The organism is Citrobacter sp. KTE151, assembly GCF_000398845.1.
GTDB classification, from domain to species: domain Bacteria; phylum Pseudomonadota; class Gammaproteobacteria; order Enterobacterales; family Enterobacteriaceae; genus Citrobacter; species Citrobacter braakii.
Genome location: NZ_KB976065.1, coordinates 269,994 through 289,359, shown reverse-complemented (window position 1 = coordinate 289,359; position 19,366 = coordinate 269,994). Strand labels below are relative to the sequence as shown.

The following is a 19,366-nucleotide window of genomic DNA, read 5'->3' as shown; positions in this document are numbered from 1 at the left end:
ACGCAAATTATGCTCACCCGCCTGCGCGAAATAGTCGAAAAGGTGGCCAGTGCTCCGCGTCTGAATGAAGCGCTGAATATTCTGGTTACCGACATCTGTCTTGCGATGGATACAGAGGTCTGTTCGGTTTACTTGGCCGATCACGATCGACGTTGTTATTACCTCATGGCGACCCGGGGACTGAAGAAACCGCGTGGTCGTACTGTCGCACTCGCGTTTGATGAAGGTATCGTTGGCCTGGTTGGCAGGCTGGCGGAACCTATCAACCTCGCCGATGCGCAAAAACATCCCAGCTTTAAATACATCCCTTCGGTAAAAGAAGAGCGCTTTCGTGCGTTCTTAGGCGTACCGATTATTCAGCGCCGTCAGCTGTTAGGTGTGCTGGTGGTCCAGCAGCGCGAATTGCGCCAGTACGATGAAAGTGAAGAGTCTTTCCTCGTCACGCTTGCTACGCAAATGGCGGCGATTCTTTCGCAGTCGCAGCTTAACGCGCTGTTCGGCCAATACCGGCAAACGCGCATCCGCGCATTGCCCGCCGCCCCTGGCGTGGCAATAGCCGAAGGCTGGCAGGATGCGACGCTGCCGCTGATGGAGCAGGTCTATCAGGCTTCAACGCTGGATCCGGCGCTTGAGCGCGAGCGACTCACCGGTGCGCTGGAAGAGGCGGCGAATGAATTCCGCCGCTACAGCAAACGCTTTACCGCCGGGGCGCAGAAAGAAACGGCGGCGATTTTTGATCTCTATTCACACTTGCTTTCCGATACTCGTCTGCGCCGTGAGCTGTTTGCGGAAGTGGATAACGGTTCGGTGGCCGAGTGGGCCGTTAAAACGATCATCGAAAAGTTTGCCGAACAGTTTGCAGCGCTGAGTGATAACTACCTCAAAGAGCGGGCCGGAGATTTACGCGCGCTGGGCCAGCGTCTACTGTTCCATCTTGACGACTCGATCCAGGGGCCGAATACCTGGCCGGAACGCTTTGTGCTGGTGGCGGATGAGCTTTCCGCCACCACGCTGGCGGAACTTCCTCAGGACCGCTTAGTCGGTGTGGTTGTTCGGGACGGCGCGGCCAACTCTCATGCGGCTATTATGGTTCGTGCGCTGGGTATCCCTACCGTCATGGGGGCCGATATCCAGCCGTCGGTGTTACATCGCCGTACGCTGGTAGTGGACGGTTATCGCGGTGAACTGCTGGTCGATCCAGAGCCGGTATTGATCCAGGAATACCAGCGTCTTATCAGTGAAGAAATTGAGCTGAGCCGCCTGGCGGAAGATGACGTCAACCAGCCAGCGCAGTTGAAAAGCGGCGAGCGTGTGAAGGTGATGCTCAATGCGGGCCTCAGCCCGGAGCATGAAGAGAAGCTGGGGAGCCGGATCGACGGCATTGGCCTGTATCGCACCGAAATCCCGTTCATGCTGCAAAGTGGTTTTCCTTCGGAAGAAGAACAGGTTGCGCAGTATCAGGGCATGCTGCAAATGTTTAACGACAAGCCGGTGACCCTGCGTACGCTGGATGTCGGTGCCGATAAACAACTGCCCTACATGCCGATCAGTGAAGAGAACCCGTGCCTTGGCTGGCGTGGCATTCGCATAACGCTCGATCAGCCGGAGATCTTTTTGATCCAGGTTCGGGCCATGCTGCGTGCCAACGCGGCAACCGGCAACCTGAGCATTTTGCTGCCGATGGTCACCAGCATTGATGAAGTGGACGAAGCGCGACGTTTGATTGAACGCGCCGGACGCGAAGTGGAAGAGATGATCGGCTACGCGATCCCAAAACCGCGCATTGGCATCATGCTGGAAGTTCCGTCGATGGTGTTTATGCTGCCGCATCTGATAAACCGGATAGACTTTATCTCGGTCGGAACCAACGATCTCACCCAGTACATTCTGGCTGTCGATCGTAACAATACGCGGGTGGCCAGCATTTATGACAGCCTGCATCCGGGTATGTTACGTGTGCTGGCGATGATTGCGCAGGAAGCCGAAAGAAGCGGTATCGATTTGCGATTGTGCGGTGAAATGGCGGGCGACCCGATGTGCGTGGCCATTCTGATCGGCCTGGGTTTTCGCCATTTGTCGATGAACGGTCGTTCCGTGGCTCGCGTTAAATATCTGCTGCGCCATATCGATTTTGATGAGGCGCAAACGCTGGCGCAACGCAGCCTGGAAGCGCAGATGGCGACAGAAGTACGCCATCAGGTGGCGGCTTTTATGGAACGCCGTGGCATGGGGGGACTGATTCGCGGGGGATTGTGAATCGAGGGCTGGTAACAGTAGGTATACATATCTTTTAACTGTAATCGGCATCCGCTGCGATCCCCATGTGCTATCATTCGCACCTTTGGAGCGCCTGCATTATGCAGGCGCGCTTATCAATTGCTGTCTGACTTCAGCGAAATAACAAGAACTTGTGGTGACAGATGACCAGTAGCTATCTGCATTTTCCGGATTTCGATCCGGTCATTTTCTCAATCGGACCCGTCGCGCTTCACTGGTACGGCTTAATGTATTTGGTGGGGTTTATTTTTGCGATGTGGCTGGCGACGCGCCGTGCTAATCGTCCGGGCAGTGGCTGGACCAAAAATGAAGTAGAAAATCTACTGTATGCGGGCTTCCTCGGGGTTTTCCTTGGAGGGCGTATTGGTTACGTACTGTTCTATAACTTCCCGTTATTCCTCGATAACCCGCTGTATCTGTTCCGCGTTTGGGACGGCGGGATGTCCTTCCACGGTGGGCTGATTGGTGTGATCCTGGTGATGATTATCTTCGCCAAACGCACCAAGCGTTCGTTCTTCCAGGTTTCTGATTTCATTGCCCCGCTGATTCCGTTTGGTCTGGGCGCAGGGCGTTTGGGCAACTTTATCAACGGTGAGCTGTGGGGACGCGTTGATCCGAACTTCAAGTACGCCATGCTGTTCCCGGGCTCCCGTACCGAAGACATTTTACTGCTGCAAACTAACCCGCAATGGCAGTCAATTTTTGATACCTACGGCTCGCTGCCGCGCCACGCCTCACAGCTTTATGAGATGGCGCTGGAAGGCGTTGTGCTGTTTATCATTCTTAATCTGTACATTCGTAAACCGCGCCCGATGGGTTCGGTATCCGGTCTGTTCCTGATTGGTTATGGCGCGTTTCGTATTATCGTTGAATTCTTCCGCCAGCCGGATGCGCAGTTTACCGGCACCTGGGTACAGTACATCAGCATGGGACAGATCCTCTCAATCCCGATGATTGTCGCAGGCATTATTATGATGGTTTGGGCGTACCGCCGCAGCCCACAGCAACACGTTTCCTGAGGAACCATGAAACAGTATTTAGAACTGATGCAAAAAGTGCTGGATGAAGGCACACAGAAAAACGACCGTACCGGAACCGGAACGCTTTCCATTTTTGGTCATCAGATGCGTTTTAATCTGCAGGAAGGGTTCCCGCTGGTTACGACTAAACGCTGTCATTTACGCTCGATCATTCATGAACTGCTGTGGTTTTTGCAGGGCGACACCAACGTTGCCTACCTGCATGAAAACAACGTCTCAATCTGGGACGAATGGGCGGATGAAAACGGTAATCTGGGGCCGGTTTATGGCAAACAGTGGCGTGCGTGGCCTACGCCAGATGGTCGCCATATTGACCAGATCACCACGGTGTTAAACCAGCTCAAAAATGACCCGGACTCTCGCCGAATTATCGTTTCTGCATGGAACGTCGGTGAGCTGGATAAAATGGCACTGGCGCCGTGCCACGCGTTCTTCCAGTTTTACGTGGCGGATGGCAAGCTCTCCTGCCAGTTGTATCAGCGTTCGTGCGATGTGTTCCTCGGTTTGCCGTTTAACATTGCCAGCTACGCCTTGCTGGTACACATGATGGCGCAGCAGTGCGATCTGGAAGTGGGTGATTTTGTCTGGACCGGCGGCGACACGCACCTGTACAGCAACCATATGGATCAAACGCATCTGCAGCTTAGCCGCGAACCGCGCGCGCTGCCGAAGCTGGTCATCAAACGTAAGCCTGAATCTATCTTTGACTATCGCTTCGAAGATTTCGAAATTGAAGGTTACGATCCGCATCCTGGTATTAAAGCGCCAGTGGCTATCTAATCGGCTTCATGCTGTCACAACCGACGCCCGTGCGCGTCGGTTTTTTTGTCTCAAATCGCGTTCTTCGGCGTGGGTTCCTGAAATATTGCAACGACCTGCAACGCGACAAATATTCCCCGTAGCTCGCCGTAGAAACCGAATTTCCAGCTCGTTATTCATTTTCCTCACGCCATACTGGCGGCATGAAAAAACAACACGGCTACACGCTTATCGAAACCCTGATTGCGATGTTGATCGTCGCGGCGCTTGGCGCCTCGGGGCTGTATGGTTGGCAGCGCTGGCAACAGCAACAGCGGCTATGGCAAACCGCCATTCAGGTGCGAGATTACCTGCTGCAACTGCGTGAAGATGCTAACTGGCATAACCGCGATCACGTCATCAGCGTGATTCGGGATGGCACATCCTGGTGTTTTGTCAGCTCTGCTGCTGTGCAAACCACGTGTCTACCCGTTTCGCCCTTGGTTTTTACACCGCCCTGGGACGATGTCGAAATGGCAGAGATAACGCCTTCACTGGCCTTTTTTGGTCTGCGCAATACGGCATGGGCTGGACATATTCGCCTGAAAAATACGACAGGGGAATGGCGCGTGGTGGTGTCAGGCTGGGAGCGAATCAGGCTTTGCGAGAAAGATGAGGCCAGGTTATGTCAGTAAATGAACGGGGCTTTTCACTCCTGGAGGTGCTGATTGCTATGGCGATTAGCAGCGTTTTATTGCTTAGCTCAGCGCGATTTTTACCCGCGCTGCAGCGAGAGATCCTGCGCAACACGCGACAGTTAGCGCTTGAAGATGAAATATGGCAGCGGGTATACACCGTGGCGAAGCATCTTCAGCGGGCAGGGTACTGCCGCGGAAACTGTGTCGGAGAAGGGCTGGAGATATCGGCTAAGGGCGACTGTGTCATTGCGCGCTGGGATGCCAATAGCAACGGCATTTGGGAGAGCAGTCCCGCGAAAGAGGCCGATACGATTGGATTTCGTTTACAGGACAAGGTACTGGAGACCCTGCGGGGAGTAACGGACTGCAATGGAAAAGGGTGGGAGAAAATGACCGATCCAGCCACGATACAGATTGAGGCATTTCAGGTCGAACGTCTGAATATCAGCGGATATTCCCCGCTCCTTACGCTGCGTTTGCGCGGAGTGAACAATGCCGAACCACAAAAGGTTATTGAAGCAGTCTACAGCGTGACAGGATTCAACCTGTGAACCGTGAGCGGGGCGTTTCATCTTTAGCGATGGTCTTGTTGCTACTGGTGCTCGGTAGCCTTCTGCTGCAAGGCGTTAGCAGGCAGGAGTCCCGTTTTGCTTCGCGAGTGGTCACGCAAAGTCAGGCTCTGCAGCGCCAGGCGGTGGTGCAATCCGCGATGGAATGGGGGCGTATGCAGCCCTGGCGCTTACAACTCGCCGTACAGTGTCGGCGTTATACCACGCAGGATGCCGCGGTTTGCCTGCGACTGCTTACTAATAATTTCGTGCTGCTAATAGTCCATTATGAAGGGGTATCGTTATGGCGGCAGGGGGCGATTATTGATGACAATATCGAATATTCGGTGCATGGCTGGAGCGATTTTTGTCCGCTAAAGGAGCAGGCGCTATGTCAGATCCCCTGAACAGACAGCGTGGCTTTAGCCTGCCGGAAGTGATGCTGGCAATGGTGTTGATGATCATGATTGTGACCGCGCTGTCAGGATACCAGCGGGCGCTGATGAACAGCTTTATCATCAGAAACCAGTATCAGCAACTCTGGCGTCACGCCTGGCAGCAAACCCAGCTGTATCCGTTTTCATCGCCTTTGAACTGGCAGGTAAACCGAATGCAGACAACGAGCGCGGGATGTGTCAGCATCAACGTTAAAATTTCTTCACCCTTGGGCAGGCAGGGTCAGATGACGCGTCTGCATTGCCCGAATCGTCAGTAGTCAGGAGTCGCTATGTTAAGGGTCTACCACTCCAATCGTCTGGATGTGCTGGAAGCGTTAATGGAATTTATCGTTGAGCGCGAGCGGCTGGACGACCCCTTTGAACCTGAGATGATCCTGGTTCAAAGTACCGGTATGGCACAGTGGCTACAAATGACCCTTGCACAGAAGTTTAGTATTGCCGCCAACATCGATTTTCCGCTGCCCGCGAGTTTTATCTGGGATATGTTTGTGCGCGTGCTGCCGGATATCCCGAAAGAGAGCGCGTTCAGCAAACAGAGCATGAGCTGGAAGTTGATGACGCTGTTGCCGCAATTGCTGGATGGCGATGACTTCGCATTGCTGCGCCACTATCTGACGGACGACACCGATAAACGTAAACTGTTTCAGCTTTCCTCGCGCGCGGCTGACCTCTTCGACCAGTATTTAGTCTATCGCCCTGAGTGGTTGACCCAGTGGGAAGCTGGGCGACAGGTTGAGGGACTCGGTGAGTCTCAGGCCTGGCAGGCGCCGTTGTGGAAAGCGCTGGTGGAACACACCGAGGAATTGGGCCAGCCGCGCTGGCATCGCGCCAATTTATACCAACGATTTATTCAGTCTCTGGAAAGCGCGTCCGAGTGCCCGCAGGGACTGCCTTCTCGCGTCTTTATTTGCGGCATTTCGGCGCTACCGCCGGTTTATTTGCAGGCATTGCAGGCGCTGGGCAAGCACATTGATATTCATCTGCTGTTTACCAACCCTTGTCGCTACTACTGGGGAGATATAAAAGATCCCGCCTGGCTGGCGAAGCTGATGGCGCGTCAACGTCGGCACAGCTTTGAAGAACGCCATCTGCCGCTGTTTCGCGATAGTCAGAAAGCCGAAGGATCGTTTAACAGCGATGGTGAACAGGATGTGGGCAACCCGATGCTGGCCTCGTGGGGCAAACTGGGGCGCGATTACATTTATTTGCTTTCGGAACTAGAAAATAGTCAGGAGCTGGATGCGTTTGTCGATATAACGCCTGACAATCTTTTGCATAATATTCAATCGGATATTCTGGAACTTGAAAGTCATGCCGTGGCGGGCGTTACGCTGGAAGAGTATTCGCGTAGCGACAATAAACGACGGCTTGAACTGAACGACACCAGCGTGACTTTCCATGTTTGTCATAGCCCACAGCGCGAGGTAGAAATTCTTCATGACCGCCTGCTGGCAATGCTGGAAGCGGATCCCACGCTGACACCGCGCGATATTATTGTGATGGTGGCTGATATCGACAGCTACAGCCCATTTATTCAGTCGGTCTTTGGCAGCGCGCCAGCTGAGCGTTACTTACCTTATGCGATTTCCGACCGTCGGGCGCGCCAGTCTCATCCCGTCTTACAGGCCTTTATTAGCCTGCTGTCACTGCCGGATAGCCGTTTTGTCTCAGAGGATGTGCTGGCATTACTGGATGTACCCGTCCTGGCGGCGCGTTTCAATATCGATGAAGAAGGGCTGCGCTATCTTCGTTTATGGGTCAATGAATCCGGGATTCGCTGGGGAATTGACGACGATAACGTGCGTGAACTGGAACTTCCGCCTACAGGTCAGCATACCTGGCAATTTGGTTTAACGCGCATGCTGCTCGGCTACGCGATGGAAAGCGCGCAGGGCGAGTGGCAATCGGTATTGCCATACGATGAGTCCAACGGTTTGATTGCCGAGCTGGTAGGGCATCTGGCCTCGCTGCTGATGCAGCTCAATCTCTGGCGTAGAGGGTTAGTGCAGGAGCGCCCGCTGGAAGAGTGGCTGCCCGTTTGTCGGGACATGCTTAATGATTTCTTCCTGCCGGATGCAGATACCGAAGCGGCGATGACACTGATTGAACAGCAGTGGCAGGCCATTATCACTGAAGGTCTGGGGGCTGAGTATGGTGATGCCATACCGCTTTCTCTATTGCGAGATGAGCTGGCCCAGCGTCTTGACCAGGAGCGCATTAGCCAGCGCTTCCTGGCGGGGCCAGTTAACATTTGTACGCTGATGCCGATGCGCTCTATTCCTTTCAAGGTGGTTTGCCTGCTGGGTATGAACGATGGCGTTTATCCGCGTCAGCTTGCGCCGTTGGGCTTTGATTTGATGAGTCAAAAACCGATGAGGGGCGATCGCAGCCGTCGCGATGATGACCGCTACCTGTTCCTCGAAGCATTGATTTCAGCACAGCAAATGCTCTACATCAGCTACATTGGCCGCTCCATTCAGGACAACAGCGAGCGCTTCCCGTCGGTACTGGTGCAGGAACTGATGGACTATATCGGGCAAAGCCACTATCTGCCGGGCGATGAATCATTGACCTGCGATCAAAGCGAAGCGCGGGTAAAAGCACACATTACCCGTTTGCATACCCGTATGCCCTTTGATGCACAAAACTATCTGCCGGGCGAACAGCAAAGCTATGCCCGGGAATGGCTGCCTGCGGCGAGCCTGTCAGGAAAAGCGCACACGGATTTTGTCCAGACGCTTCCCTTTGAGATGCCTGAAACGCTGACGCTGGAAACGCTGCAGCGATTTTGGGCTCATCCGGTAAGGGCTTTTTTCCAGATGCGTCTGAGGGTCAACTTCCGCTCTGAAGAAAGTGAGATCCCGGAAACGGAACCGTTCACTCTTGAAGGATTAACCCGCTATCAGCTTAATCAGCAATTGCTTAACACGCTGGTTGAAGAGAAGGATGCTGAACAACTGTTTCGCCGTTTTCGTGCGGCGGGCACGCTTCCCTATGGGCCATTTGGCGAAATTCTGTGGGATACGCAGCGTCAGGAGATGCAGTCGCTGGCTGAACGCATTATCGCCTGTCGTCAGCCCTGCCAGAGTATGGAAATCGATCTTAACTGTAACGGCGTGCAAATCACCGGTTGGCTGCCACAGGTGCAAGAGGACGGTTTGTTGCGCTGGCGCCCATCTTTGATAAGCATTGCGCAGGGTGTGCAACTTTGGCTGGAACATCTTGTCTATTGTGCCAGTGGCGGTACGGGAGAGAGCCGGTTGTTCCTGCGTAAAGACGGGGAATGGCGTTTTCCGCCACTGGATGCAGAGCAGGCGCTGCTGTACCTGTCGCAGCTCATTGACGGGTATCGGGAAGGCATGTCGTCACCATTGCTGGTATTGCCCGAAAGCGGCGGCGGCTGGATAAAAACCTGTTATGACGCCGCAAATGATGCCATGTTAGATGACGATGCAACGTTGCAAAAAGCGCGCAGTAAGTTTCTGCAGGCCTATGAAGGCAACATGATGGTACGGGGTGAAGGTGATGATATCTGGTATCAGCGTCTTTGGCGTCAGTTGGATGCGGCTACGCTGGAGACCATTGTTTTACAGTCTCAGCGCTACCTGTTACCGATTTTTCGCTTTAATCAGTCATGATGATTGTATAAAAATTGCGCAGTTCGATGGCTTCCACTATGATGCGCATTCTGTCACGGACTGATTCTTACAAAGAGAGGATGCTGGCTCGTTCAGCACATAGTCTTGCCCTGTTCAGACCACGTATTTATGCGTGCTTTGCTGTGAACAGGTGAATACGTTAATGATGAGGTTTGTGAATGCCCCGCAGCACCTGGTTCAGCGCATTACTGTTGTTCGTCGCCCTTTGGGTTCCCGTAAGTCAGGCAGATACCGGTTGGCAGCCTTTAGCTGAAACCATCCGTAAAAGCGATAAAGACACCCGCCAGTATCAGGCCGTGCGCCTTGATAACGGCATGGTCGTGTTGCTGGTATCCGATCCTCAGGCCGTGAAATCCCTTTCTGCACTGGTGGTTCCCGTGGGCTCGCTGGAAGATCCGGACGAGCATCAGGGGCTGGCGCATTATCTCGAACACATGTGTCTGATGGGCTCGAAAAAATACCCACAGCCGGACAGTCTGGCTGAATTCCTGAAAATGCACGGCGGCAGCCACAATGCCAGCACCGCGCCTTACCGTACGGCCTTCTATCTTGAAGTCGAAAACGACGCGTTGGTGGGGGCGGTGGATCGCCTGGCGGACGCTATTGCCGATCCGTTGCTGGATAAAAAATATGCCGATCGTGAGCGTAACGCGGTTAACTCCGAGCTGACGCTGGCGCGTACCCGAGACGGGATGCGTATGGCGCAGGTGAGTGCTGAGACCATCAACCCGGCGCACCCTGGTTCTCGTTTCTCCGGCGGAAATCTCGAGACATTAAGCGATAAACCGGGAAACCCGGTGGTGCAGGCATTACAAAAATTTCATGAAAAGTACTACTCCGCGAACCTGATGAAGGCGGTGATTTATAGCAATAAACCGCTGCCAGAGCTGGCGCGGATAGCTGCTGAAACCTTTGGACGCGTACCGAACAGAAATATCGCAAAGCCTGAAATTACCGTACCGGTAGTCACCGACGCGCAAAAGGGCGTCATCATCCACTATGTTCCGGCAATGCCGCGTAAAGTACTGCGCGTCGAGTTTCGTATCGATAACAACAGCGCGCAGTTCCGCAGTAAAACCGATGAGCTGGTGACCTATCTGATTGGTAATCGTAGCCCTGGCACGTTGTCTGACTGGCTGCAAAAGCAGGGACTGGTTGAAGGTATTCGTGCGGATTCCGATCCGGTGGTGAATGGGAACAGCGGCGTGTTAGCCATTTCCGCGACGTTAACCGACAAAGGGCTGGCGAACCGCGATGAAGTTGTTGCGGCAATTTTCAGTTATCTCAATCTGTTACGCGATAAAGGCGTCGATAAACGCTATTTTGACGAACTGGCGCACGTACTGGATCTCGATTTCCGTTATCCCTCCATCACCCGTGATATGGACTACGTGGAATGGCTGGCTGATACCATGATCCGCGTTCCTGTCGAACATACGCTGGATGCGGTGAATATTGCCGACCAGTACGATGTGAAAGCCGTTGAGCAACGCCTGGCAATGATGACGCCACAGAATGCGCGTATCTGGTATATCAGTGCGAAAGAACCGCATAATAAAACCGCTTATTTTGTCGATGCGCCTTACCAGGTGGATAAAATCAGCGACAAAACCTTTGCCGACTGGCAGCAAAAAGCGCAGGGCATTGCGCTGTCGTTACCGGAGTTGAACCCCTACATTCCGGATGATTTCACGCTGATTAAAACGGATAAAAAATACGCTCACCCGGAACTGATCGTTGATGAGCCGGATCTACGCGTGGTGTATGCGCCGAGCCAGTATTTTGCCAGTGAGCCGAAGGCTGACGTCAGCGTGATCCTGCGTAACCCGAAGGCCATGGACAGCGCCCGCAACCAGGTATTATTCGCACTTAACGATTACCTGGCGGGGATTGCGCTCGATCAGTTAAGCAATCAGGCGTCGGTAGGTGGAATTGGTTTCTCTACCAACGCTAACAATGGGTTGATGCTTAACGCCAACGGCTATACCCAACGTCTGCCGCAGCTTTTTCAGGCGCTGCTGAGCGGCTATTTCAGCTACACCTCAACGGATGAACAGCTGGAACAGGCGAAATCCTGGTATGCCCAGATGATGGATTCTGCAGAGAAGGGTAAAGCCTACGATCAGGCAATTATGCCAGTGCAAATGCTTTCTCAGGTGCCGTACTTCTCACGCGATGAGCGTCGTAAGCTACTGCCTTCCATCACCCTGAAAGAGGTGATGGCGTACCGCGACGCCTTAAAAACCGGTGCGCGGCCTGAATTCCTGGTAATAGGTAATATGAGCGCCGCTCAGGCGACGACCATGGCGCGGGATATCCAACAACAGCTTGGCGCTAACGGGTCACAGTGGTGTCGCAATAAAGATGTGGTTGTGGACAAGAAGCAGTCCGTCATCTTTGAAAAAACAGGCAGTAGCACGGACTCCGCGCTGGCGGCGGTATTTGTGCCAACCGGATACGATGAATACGCCAGTTCAGCCTACAGCGCCATGTTAGGGCAGATTGTTCAGCCGTGGTTCTACAATCAACTGCGTACTGAAGAGCAGTTAGGCTACGCTGTATTTGCTTTCCCGATGAGTATCGGCCGTCAGTGGGGAATGGGGTTCCTGCTGCAAAGCAATGATAAGCAGCCGTCTTATCTTTGGGAGCGTTATAAAGCGTTCTTCCCGACGGCGGAAGCGAAGCTGCGGGCGATGAAACCTGAAGAGTTTGCGCAAATTCAGCAGGCGATTATTGCGCAAATGCTGCAGGCGCCGCAAACGCTGGGGGAAGAAGCCTCACAGTTAAGCAAAGATTTTGATCGCGGCAATATGCGCTTCGATTCACGTGATAAAATAGTGGCTCAGATTAAACTGCTGACGCCGCAAAAACTTGCCGACTTCTTCCATCAGGCGGTGGTTGAGCCGCAAGGCATGGCGATACTGTCACAGGTTTCCGGCAGTCAGAACGGGAAAGCAGAATATGTGCACCCGGAAGGCTGGAAAGTGTGGCAGACAGTCAGCGCGTTGCAGCAAACCTTACCCCTGATGAGTGATAAGAATGAATGATGCCGCTGAGTCCCTTGATCCACTGCGCTTGCCCCTGACGGGCGAGCGCCTGATTGAAGCCTCTGCGGGCACCGGTAAAACCTTTACCATCGCCGCCCTGTATTTACGTTTACTGCTTGGACTGGGCGGCTCTGCCGCCTTTCCTCGTCCTCTGACCGTTGAAGAACTGCTCGTGGTCACCTTCACCGAGGCGGCCACCGAAGAGTTGCGTGGTCGAATTCGTAGCAACATTCATGAACTGCGAATTGCCTGCCTGCGTGAAACAACCGACAACCCGCTATATGCCCGTTTGTTAGATGAAATCGCCGATAAAAAACAGGCCGCTCAGTGGCTGCTATTGGCTGAAAGACAGATGGATGAAGCGGCGGTGTTTACCATCCACGGCTTTTGTCAGCGTATGCTCAGTCTCAACGCCTTTGAATCAGGCATGCTGTTCGAACAGCAACTGATAGAAGATGAATCGCTGCTGCGCTATCAGGCCTGTGCGGACTTTTGGCGTCGGCACTGCTATCCACTACCCCGCGACATTGCGCAGGTGATTTTTGAAACGTGGAAAGGACCGCAGGCTCTGCTGAGAGACATCGATCGCTATCTGCAGGGGGAAGCGCCGGTCATCAAGGCTCCGCCGTCTGATGACGAAACGCTGGCTTCCCGGCACGAACAAATTCTCACGCGCATTAACCAGATCAAGCAGCAATGGCGTGATTCCGTTGATGAGCTGGATGGCCTGCTGGAAGCCTCCGGGATCGACCGGCGTAAATTTAATCGTGGTAACCAGGGCAAGTGGATCGAAAAGATCGGTGCATGGGCGCAAGAAGAAACCCAAAGTTATCAGCTTCCTGACGCGCTGGAGAAATTCTCTCAGCGTTTTCTGGAAGAACGCACCAAAGCGGGCGGAATAACCCCTCAGCACCCGCTGTTTGTCGCTATTGATGAACTGCTTAGCGAACCGTTAACTCTCCGCGATCTGGTGATCACCCGGGCGCTGGCGGAGATCCGTTCAGCGGTTGCCGAGGAGAAACGACGCCGCGGTGAGCTAGGCTTTGACGATATGCTCAGCCGTCTGGATGCGGCGTTGCGCAGTGAAAGCGGCGATGCGCTGGCGACGGCTATCCGTACCCGTTTTCCGGTCGCGATGATCGATGAATTTCAGGATACCGATCCGCAGCAGTACCGTATTTTTCGCCGGATCTGGCAGCATCAGCCGGATACCGCACTGCTGCTGATTGGCGACCCAAAACAGGCGATTTACGCGTTCCGCGGCGCGGATATCTTCACCTATATGAAGGCGCGCAGCGAGGTCAGCGCACACTATACGCTTGATACCAACTGGCGTTCGGCCCCCGGCATGGTCAATAGCGTAAATACGCTTTTCAGCCAGATGGATGACGCCTTTATGTTCCGCGAAATCCCCTTTAGCCCGGTAAAATTTGCAGAAAAAAACCAGTCGTTTCGGTTTGTTTTACACGGTGAGACACAGCCAGCCATGAGCATGTGGCTGATGGAAGGGGAAAGCTGCGGCGTAGGCGATTATCAGAACTACATGGCCCAGGTGTGCGCCACGCAAATTCGCGACTGGCTTAAGGCAGGGCAGTCTGGCGCTGCGCAACTGGTCAGTGGTAAAACATCCAGTCCGGTACGCGCGTCGGACATCAGCGTACTGGTTCGTAGCCGCCAGGAGGCGGCACTGGTCCGTGATGCGCTGACGCAGCTGGCAATTCCCTCCGTCTACCTTTCCAACCGTGACAGCGTATTTGAAACGCTGGAAGCGCGGGAGTTGCTGTGGGTGCTGCAGGCGGTGATGACGCCGGAGCGTGAGAACACGCTGCGTAGCGCGCTGGCGACCTCAATGATGGGGCTGAATGCGCAGGATCTTGAAGCCTTAAATAACGACGAAAATGCCTGGGATGCGGTGGTCGAAGAGTTTGATGGCTATCGTCAGTTCTGGCATAAACGCGGCGTGATGCCGATGCTGCGCGCGCTGATGACAACCCGCCAGATTGCGGAAAACCTGCTGGCGACGGCGGGGGGCGAACGCCGCCTGACTGATATTTTACATATCAGCGAACTGTTGCAGGAAGCAGGCTCGCAGCTGGAAAGCGAGCATGCGCTGGTGCGCTGGCTGTCCCAGCATATTCTTGAACCCGACAGCAACGCGTCCAGCCAGCAGCTCAGGCTGGAAAGCGACAAGCATCTGGTCAAAATCGTCACTATCCATAAATCTAAAGGGCTGGAGTATCCGCTGGTCTGGCTGCCGTTTATCACGAATTTCCGCGTCCAGGATCAGGCTTTCTACCACGATCGCAGCTCTTTTGAAGCCGTGCTGGATCTCAGCGATGCCGAGGAGAGCGTTGAGCTGGCTGAAGCGGAACGTCTGGCGGAAGACCTGCGTTTGCTCTATGTCGCGCTAACCCGTTCGGTATGGCACTGCAGCCTTGGCGTGGCGCCGTTGGTGCGACGTCGGGGCGATAAAAAAGGGGATACCGATGTGCATCACAGCGCCCTTGGTCGCCTGTTGCAAAAAGGTGAGCCGATGGATGCCGCGGGTCTGCGTAGTGCGATTGAAGCGCTGTGCAGCGACGATATTGCCTGCCAGACGCCTGCGCAGCCTGACGGTGAACGCTGGCAAGTTGCGCAGGCTGTTAGCTGCGAACTGAGTGCGAAAATACTGCAGCGTACGCCCGGCGATAGCTGGCGCGTGACCAGTTATTCCGGTCTGCAACAGCGTGGGCATGGAATCGCGCAGGATCTGATCCCGCGACTGGATATTGATGCCGCAGGCGTTGGTGAGGTTATTGAAGAGTCAGGGCTTACACCGCATCAGTTCCCGCGCGGCGCTTCGCCAGGTACATTCTTGCATAGCCTGTTTGAAGATCTCGACTTTACTCAACCGGTAGATCCGAGTTGGGTCGAGGAAAAACTGGCGTTGGGCGGTTATGACGCGCACTGGACGCCGGTTTTGACCGAATGGCTGGATGCCATTTTGCAGGCGCCTCTCAACGAGACGGGCGTGAGTTTGAGCCATCTTTCCGCGGGTGAAAAACAGGTGGAGATGGAGTTTTACCTGCCGATTTCGCAGCCGCTGATGGCCAGCCAACTTGATGCGTTAATTCGCCAATACGATCCGCTCTCCGCGGGGTGTCCTGCGTTGGAATTTATGCAGGTACGCGGCATGCTGAAAGGATTTATTGACCTGGTTTTCCGCCACCAGGGGCGTTATTACCTTCTCGATTACAAATCGAACTGGCTTGGGGAAGACAGCTCAGCGTATACGCAGCAGGCGATGGCCTCTGCCATGCAGGCGCATCGCTACGACCTGCAGTATCAACTTTATAGCCTGGCGCTGCATCGCTACTTGCGCCATCGTATTGCTGATTACGATTATGAACGCCATTTTGGCGGTGTTATCTATCTCTTCTTGCGTGGCATTGACAGTGAAAATCCGCAACAGGGAATTTACGCGACCCGACCTGACGGGGAGTTAATCGCCTTGATGGACGAGATGTTTGTCGGTGCGCCACTGGAGGAGATGTCATGACAATCCAGAAACGATTACTGGAAGCTGTGGAGCAAAAACAGCTCCGGCCTCTGGATGCTCAGTTTGCGCTGGCGGTTGCCGGAAATGACAACCCTGCCGTTGCGCTGGCGGCGGCGTTGCTCAGTCGTGAAGCAGGAGAAGGGCACGTCTGCTTACCACTTTCGCGGTTATCCCTGAGCGAGGATGCCCATCCCCTTTTAAGCGCCTGGCTCGCTGAAGTGGGGGAGCCAGAAGACTGGACGGAATGTCTGCTGGCCTCCGGGGCGGTAAGCCGTGGTGAGCAACCCACGCCGCTGGTGCTGCACGGCGATCGCTTGTATCTGAACCGGATGTGGCATAACGAACGGGCGGTGGCTCGCTTTTTCAGTGAAGTTAACCACGCCATTGAGGTGGATGAACAACGGCTGACCCACACGCTGGCGGCGTTGTTTCCACCAGCGGAAGGTGTTAACTGGCAAAAAGTGGCCGCTGCGGTGGCGTTGACCCGTCGTATATCGGTGATCTCCGGCGGGCCGGGGACCGGAAAAACGACAACAGTTGCGAGGCTTCTGGCGGCGTTGATTCAGATGGCGGAGGGAGAACGCTGCCGTATTCGTCTGGCGGCTCCTACTGGAAAGGCGGCAGCGCGCCTGACTGCCTCGCTGGGTGCAGCGCTACGAGAACTGCCGTTAACCGAAGAGCAAAAGAAACGCATTCCCGATGACGCCAGTACGTTGCATCGATTATTAGGCGCTCAGCCAGGCAGTCAGCGCCTGCGTCATCATGCGGGAAACCCGCTGCATCTGGATGTGCTGGTGGTGGATGAAGCCTCGATGATTGATTTGCCGATGATGTCGCGCCTTATCGATGCGCTGCCGCCGCACGGGCGGGTGATTTTTCTTGGCGATCGTGACCAGCTCGCTTCCGTCGAAGCGGGGGCGGTGCTGGGGGATATCTGTGCTTTCGTCGGTGACAGGTTTACCCCGGAACGCGCCCGCCAGCTCAGTCGTCTGACCGGAAGCGCTATTCCGGCAGGTCTGGGAACTCAGGCCGCCGCTTTGCGCGACAGTTTGTGTCTGCTGCAAAAGAGTTACCGTTTCGGTAGCGATTCCGGAATCGGTCAGTTGGCTGCTGCAATTAATCGTGGTGACAAAGCCGCGCTAAAAACGGTCTTCCAGCAGGGGTTTAGCGACATCGAAAAACGCACGCTACATAGCAGCGAAGATTACGCCGCGATGCTGGATGAGGCGCTGGCGGGTTATGGACACTATCTGGATTTACTGCGTGAGGGCGCTGAGCCGGATGCTGTCATTCAGGCCTTCAATGAGTATCAGCTGTTGTGCGCCCTGCGTGAAGGTCCGTTTGGCGTGGGTGGTTTGAATGAACGCCTTGAGCAGGTGATGGCGCAAAAACGTAAAATTCATCGTTCGACGCATAGCCGCTGGTATGAGGGAAGGCCGGTGATGATCGCGCGCAATGACAGTTCGCTGGGATTATTTAACGGTGATATCGGCATTGCCCTCGATCGTGGACAGGGCCTGAGGGTGTGGTTTGCGCTGCCGGACGGTTCTATCAAATCAGTCCAGCCCAGTCGCTTACCTGAACATGAAACCACTTGGGCGATGACCGTGCACAAATCGCAGGGATCTGAGTTTGACCATGCGGCGTTGATTTTACCCAGCCAGCATTCACCCGTGGTTACCCGCGAGCTGGTCTATACCGCCGTCACCCGCGCGCGCCGGCGTCTGTCACTGTATGCCGATGAGCGGATATTAAGTAACGCCATTGCCACCCGCACCGAACGTCGCAGCGGATTGTCGGCGTTGTTTAATCAATAAAATTCGTTGCCGGATAAGGCATTTATACCGCATCCGGCAACGACCACTACCCCAAATCCGCCATCAGCACCTTTGACCGCCGCTGATAGTTGTACATCTCTTTCTTGCTTTCCGGCAGCAGGTCGATATCCACCGGCGTGAAACCACGTTCCTGGAACCAGTGAATGCTGCGCGTGGTCAGCACGAACAGTTTGCTCAGTCCCATTTGCCGGGCCTGCGCGGCGATCCGCTCCAGCAATACTTCCCCGCGCGATGAGCTACGGTAGTCCGGATGCACCGCCACGCACGCCATTTCGCCAATTCTCTCCTCCGGGAAAGGGTACAGAGCGGCGCAGGCGATGGTCAGGTTATCGCGCTGAATAATCGTGAATTTGTCGATCTCCATTTCCAGTTGTTCGCGGGAGCGACGTACCAGAATGCCTTGTTGCTCCAGCGGACGGATCAGCTCCAGAATCCCGCCGATATCGTTAATGGTAGCGCGGCGGATCTGCTCGGCGCTTTCCATTACGATCTGCGTACCGATCCCGTCACGGGAGAACAGTTCCTGCAGCAATGCGCCATCTTCCTGATAGCTGATCAGATGGCAGCGCCGTACCCCACTGCGACAGGCTTTCACTGCCCCGCGCAGGAAGCGCACTGTGCCGGAGCTGTAATCGCCTTTCTCTTCCTGCAACTCAACGCGCGCCTGGGCTTCGTTAGGAAACAGCTCGGAAATAATATCGCCATCATCGTTGGTGACGCCCTGAGAGGAGCAAAAGCCGATCATTTTCTCTGCCTTCAGTTTGATAGCCAACTGCGTGGCGACCTCTTCTGAAGTCAGGTTAAAGCTCTCACCGGTGACGGAAACGGCGACCGGGCCCATCAGCACAATCGCGCCACTGTCTAACTGCCGGTGAATGGCATCTTCATCAATACGACGAATACGTCCGCTATGGCAGTAATCCACGCCGTCATCAACGCCCAGCGGCTGGGAGATAATAAAATTACCGCTGACCACATTGATGTGCGCCCCCTGCAATGGCGTATTATTCAGGCTCATTGACAGGCGGGCGGTAATATCAAGCTGAAGTAACCCTGCCGCCTGTTTGACCAGCTCCAGGGTTTTAGCGTCGGTAACGCGCGTATTCTTGTGGTACACCGGTTCATGATGATGTGCCGCAAGATTGGCATCAATCTGCGGTCGTGCGCCATAGACCACGACAAGGCGGATGCCGAGGCTATGAAGAAGGCCAATGTCATTGACGATACTGGAAAAGTTTTCATGCTCGATGGCTTCGCCGCCCAGCATAATGACAAACGTCTTTCCCCGATGGGTATTGATATAGGGAACAGAATGGCGGAATCCCTGTACCAGTTCGGTTCTACGCTCCTTCACCACGGCACACCCTCATTGCATGATTATTCGTAATTTGTGTATTTTTATTCTGTTTTGGCGCTGTGCGCAAGCGTAATTTTTACCCATGCCGAAGATTTTTCTCAGTAATGCCGTGAATATAAAAAGAATGTTTACCCTTTTATAGATGACAGATTATGCGTCATTCGCTAA

General features: G+C 54.4%; 12 protein-coding genes. 11 read left to right on the top strand and 1 reads right to left on the bottom strand.

The window, feature by feature from the left end; genetic code table 11:
• The first annotated feature begins 9 nt into the window (after nt 1-9).
• From ptsP to recD, 11 genes are all read left to right on the top strand, one after another.
• Nucleotides 10-2,256, top strand: a complete 2,247-nt coding sequence (ptsP, locus tag WC7_RS07260) for a phosphoenolpyruvate--protein phosphotransferase (protein ID WP_016154275.1) — start codon at nt 10-12, stop codon at nt 2,254-2,256.
• Between the two features lie 164 nt (nt 2,257-2,420).
• A complete protein-coding gene (gene lgt, locus WC7_RS07265) occupies nt 2,421-3,296 on the top strand; it encodes a prolipoprotein diacylglyceryl transferase (RefSeq protein WP_003825606.1) in 876 nt (291 codons plus the stop codon).
• A 6-nt stretch (nt 3,297-3,302) separates the two neighbouring features.
• Nucleotides 3,303-4,097: a thymidylate synthase gene (gene thyA, locus WC7_RS07270; RefSeq protein WP_003033990.1), complete on the top strand. Its 795-nt coding sequence runs from the start codon at nt 3,303-3,305 to the stop codon at nt 4,095-4,097.
• A 182-nt stretch (nt 4,098-4,279) separates the two neighbouring features.
• Complete coding sequence (locus WC7_RS07275; protein WP_016154274.1) at nt 4,280-4,750, top strand: prepilin peptidase-dependent protein; 471 nt, start codon at nt 4,280-4,282, stop codon at nt 4,748-4,750.
• On the top strand, nt 4,741-5,304 hold the full coding sequence (locus WC7_RS07280) for a prepilin peptidase-dependent protein (RefSeq protein ID WP_016154273.1): 564 nt from the start codon (nt 4,741-4,743) through the stop codon (nt 5,302-5,304). The genes WC7_RS07275 and WC7_RS07280 overlap by 10 nt, the downstream gene beginning before the upstream one ends.
• Nucleotides 5,301-5,708, top strand: coding sequence for a DUF2509 family protein (locus tag WC7_RS07285; RefSeq protein WP_016154272.1), 408 nt, complete (start codon nt 5,301-5,303; stop codon nt 5,706-5,708). Before WC7_RS07280 ends, WC7_RS07285 begins: the two co-directional genes overlap by 4 nt.
• Entirely contained in the window at nt 5,693-6,016 is a 324-nt protein-coding gene (locus WC7_RS07290; RefSeq protein ID WP_016154271.1) for a prepilin-type N-terminal cleavage/methylation domain-containing protein, read from the top strand. The genes WC7_RS07285 and WC7_RS07290 overlap by 16 nt, the downstream gene beginning before the upstream one ends.
• Before the next feature lie 12 nt (nt 6,017-6,028).
• A complete protein-coding gene (gene recC, locus WC7_RS07295) occupies nt 6,029-9,397 on the top strand; it encodes an exodeoxyribonuclease V subunit gamma (protein WP_016154270.1) in 3,369 nt (1,122 codons plus the stop codon).
• A 179-nt stretch (nt 9,398-9,576) separates the two neighbouring features.
• Entirely contained in the window at nt 9,577-12,465 is a 2,889-nt protein-coding gene (gene ptrA, locus WC7_RS07300) for a pitrilysin (protein WP_016154269.1), read from the top strand.
• Nucleotides 12,458-16,003 carry an exodeoxyribonuclease V subunit beta gene (recB, locus tag WC7_RS07305; protein WP_016154268.1) on the top strand — a complete coding sequence of 1,182 codons (3,546 nt, stop codon included), beginning with the start codon at nt 12,458-12,460 and terminating at the stop codon, nt 16,001-16,003. Before ptrA ends, recB begins: the two co-directional genes overlap by 8 nt.
• Nucleotides 16,000-17,820, top strand: a complete 1,821-nt coding sequence (gene recD, locus WC7_RS07310; protein ID WP_016154267.1) for an exodeoxyribonuclease V subunit alpha — start codon at nt 16,000-16,002, stop codon at nt 17,818-17,820. The genes recB and recD overlap by 4 nt, the downstream gene beginning before the upstream one ends.
• Before the next feature lie 46 nt (nt 17,821-17,866).
• On the opposite strand, the gene argA is transcribed toward recD, so the two are convergent.
• Nucleotides 17,867-19,198 carry an amino-acid N-acetyltransferase gene (gene argA, locus WC7_RS07315; protein WP_008785703.1) on the bottom strand — a complete coding sequence of 444 codons (1,332 nt, stop codon included), beginning with the start codon at nt 19,196-19,198 and terminating at the stop codon, nt 17,867-17,869.
• Between the last annotated feature and the right edge of the window lie 168 nt (nt 19,199-19,366).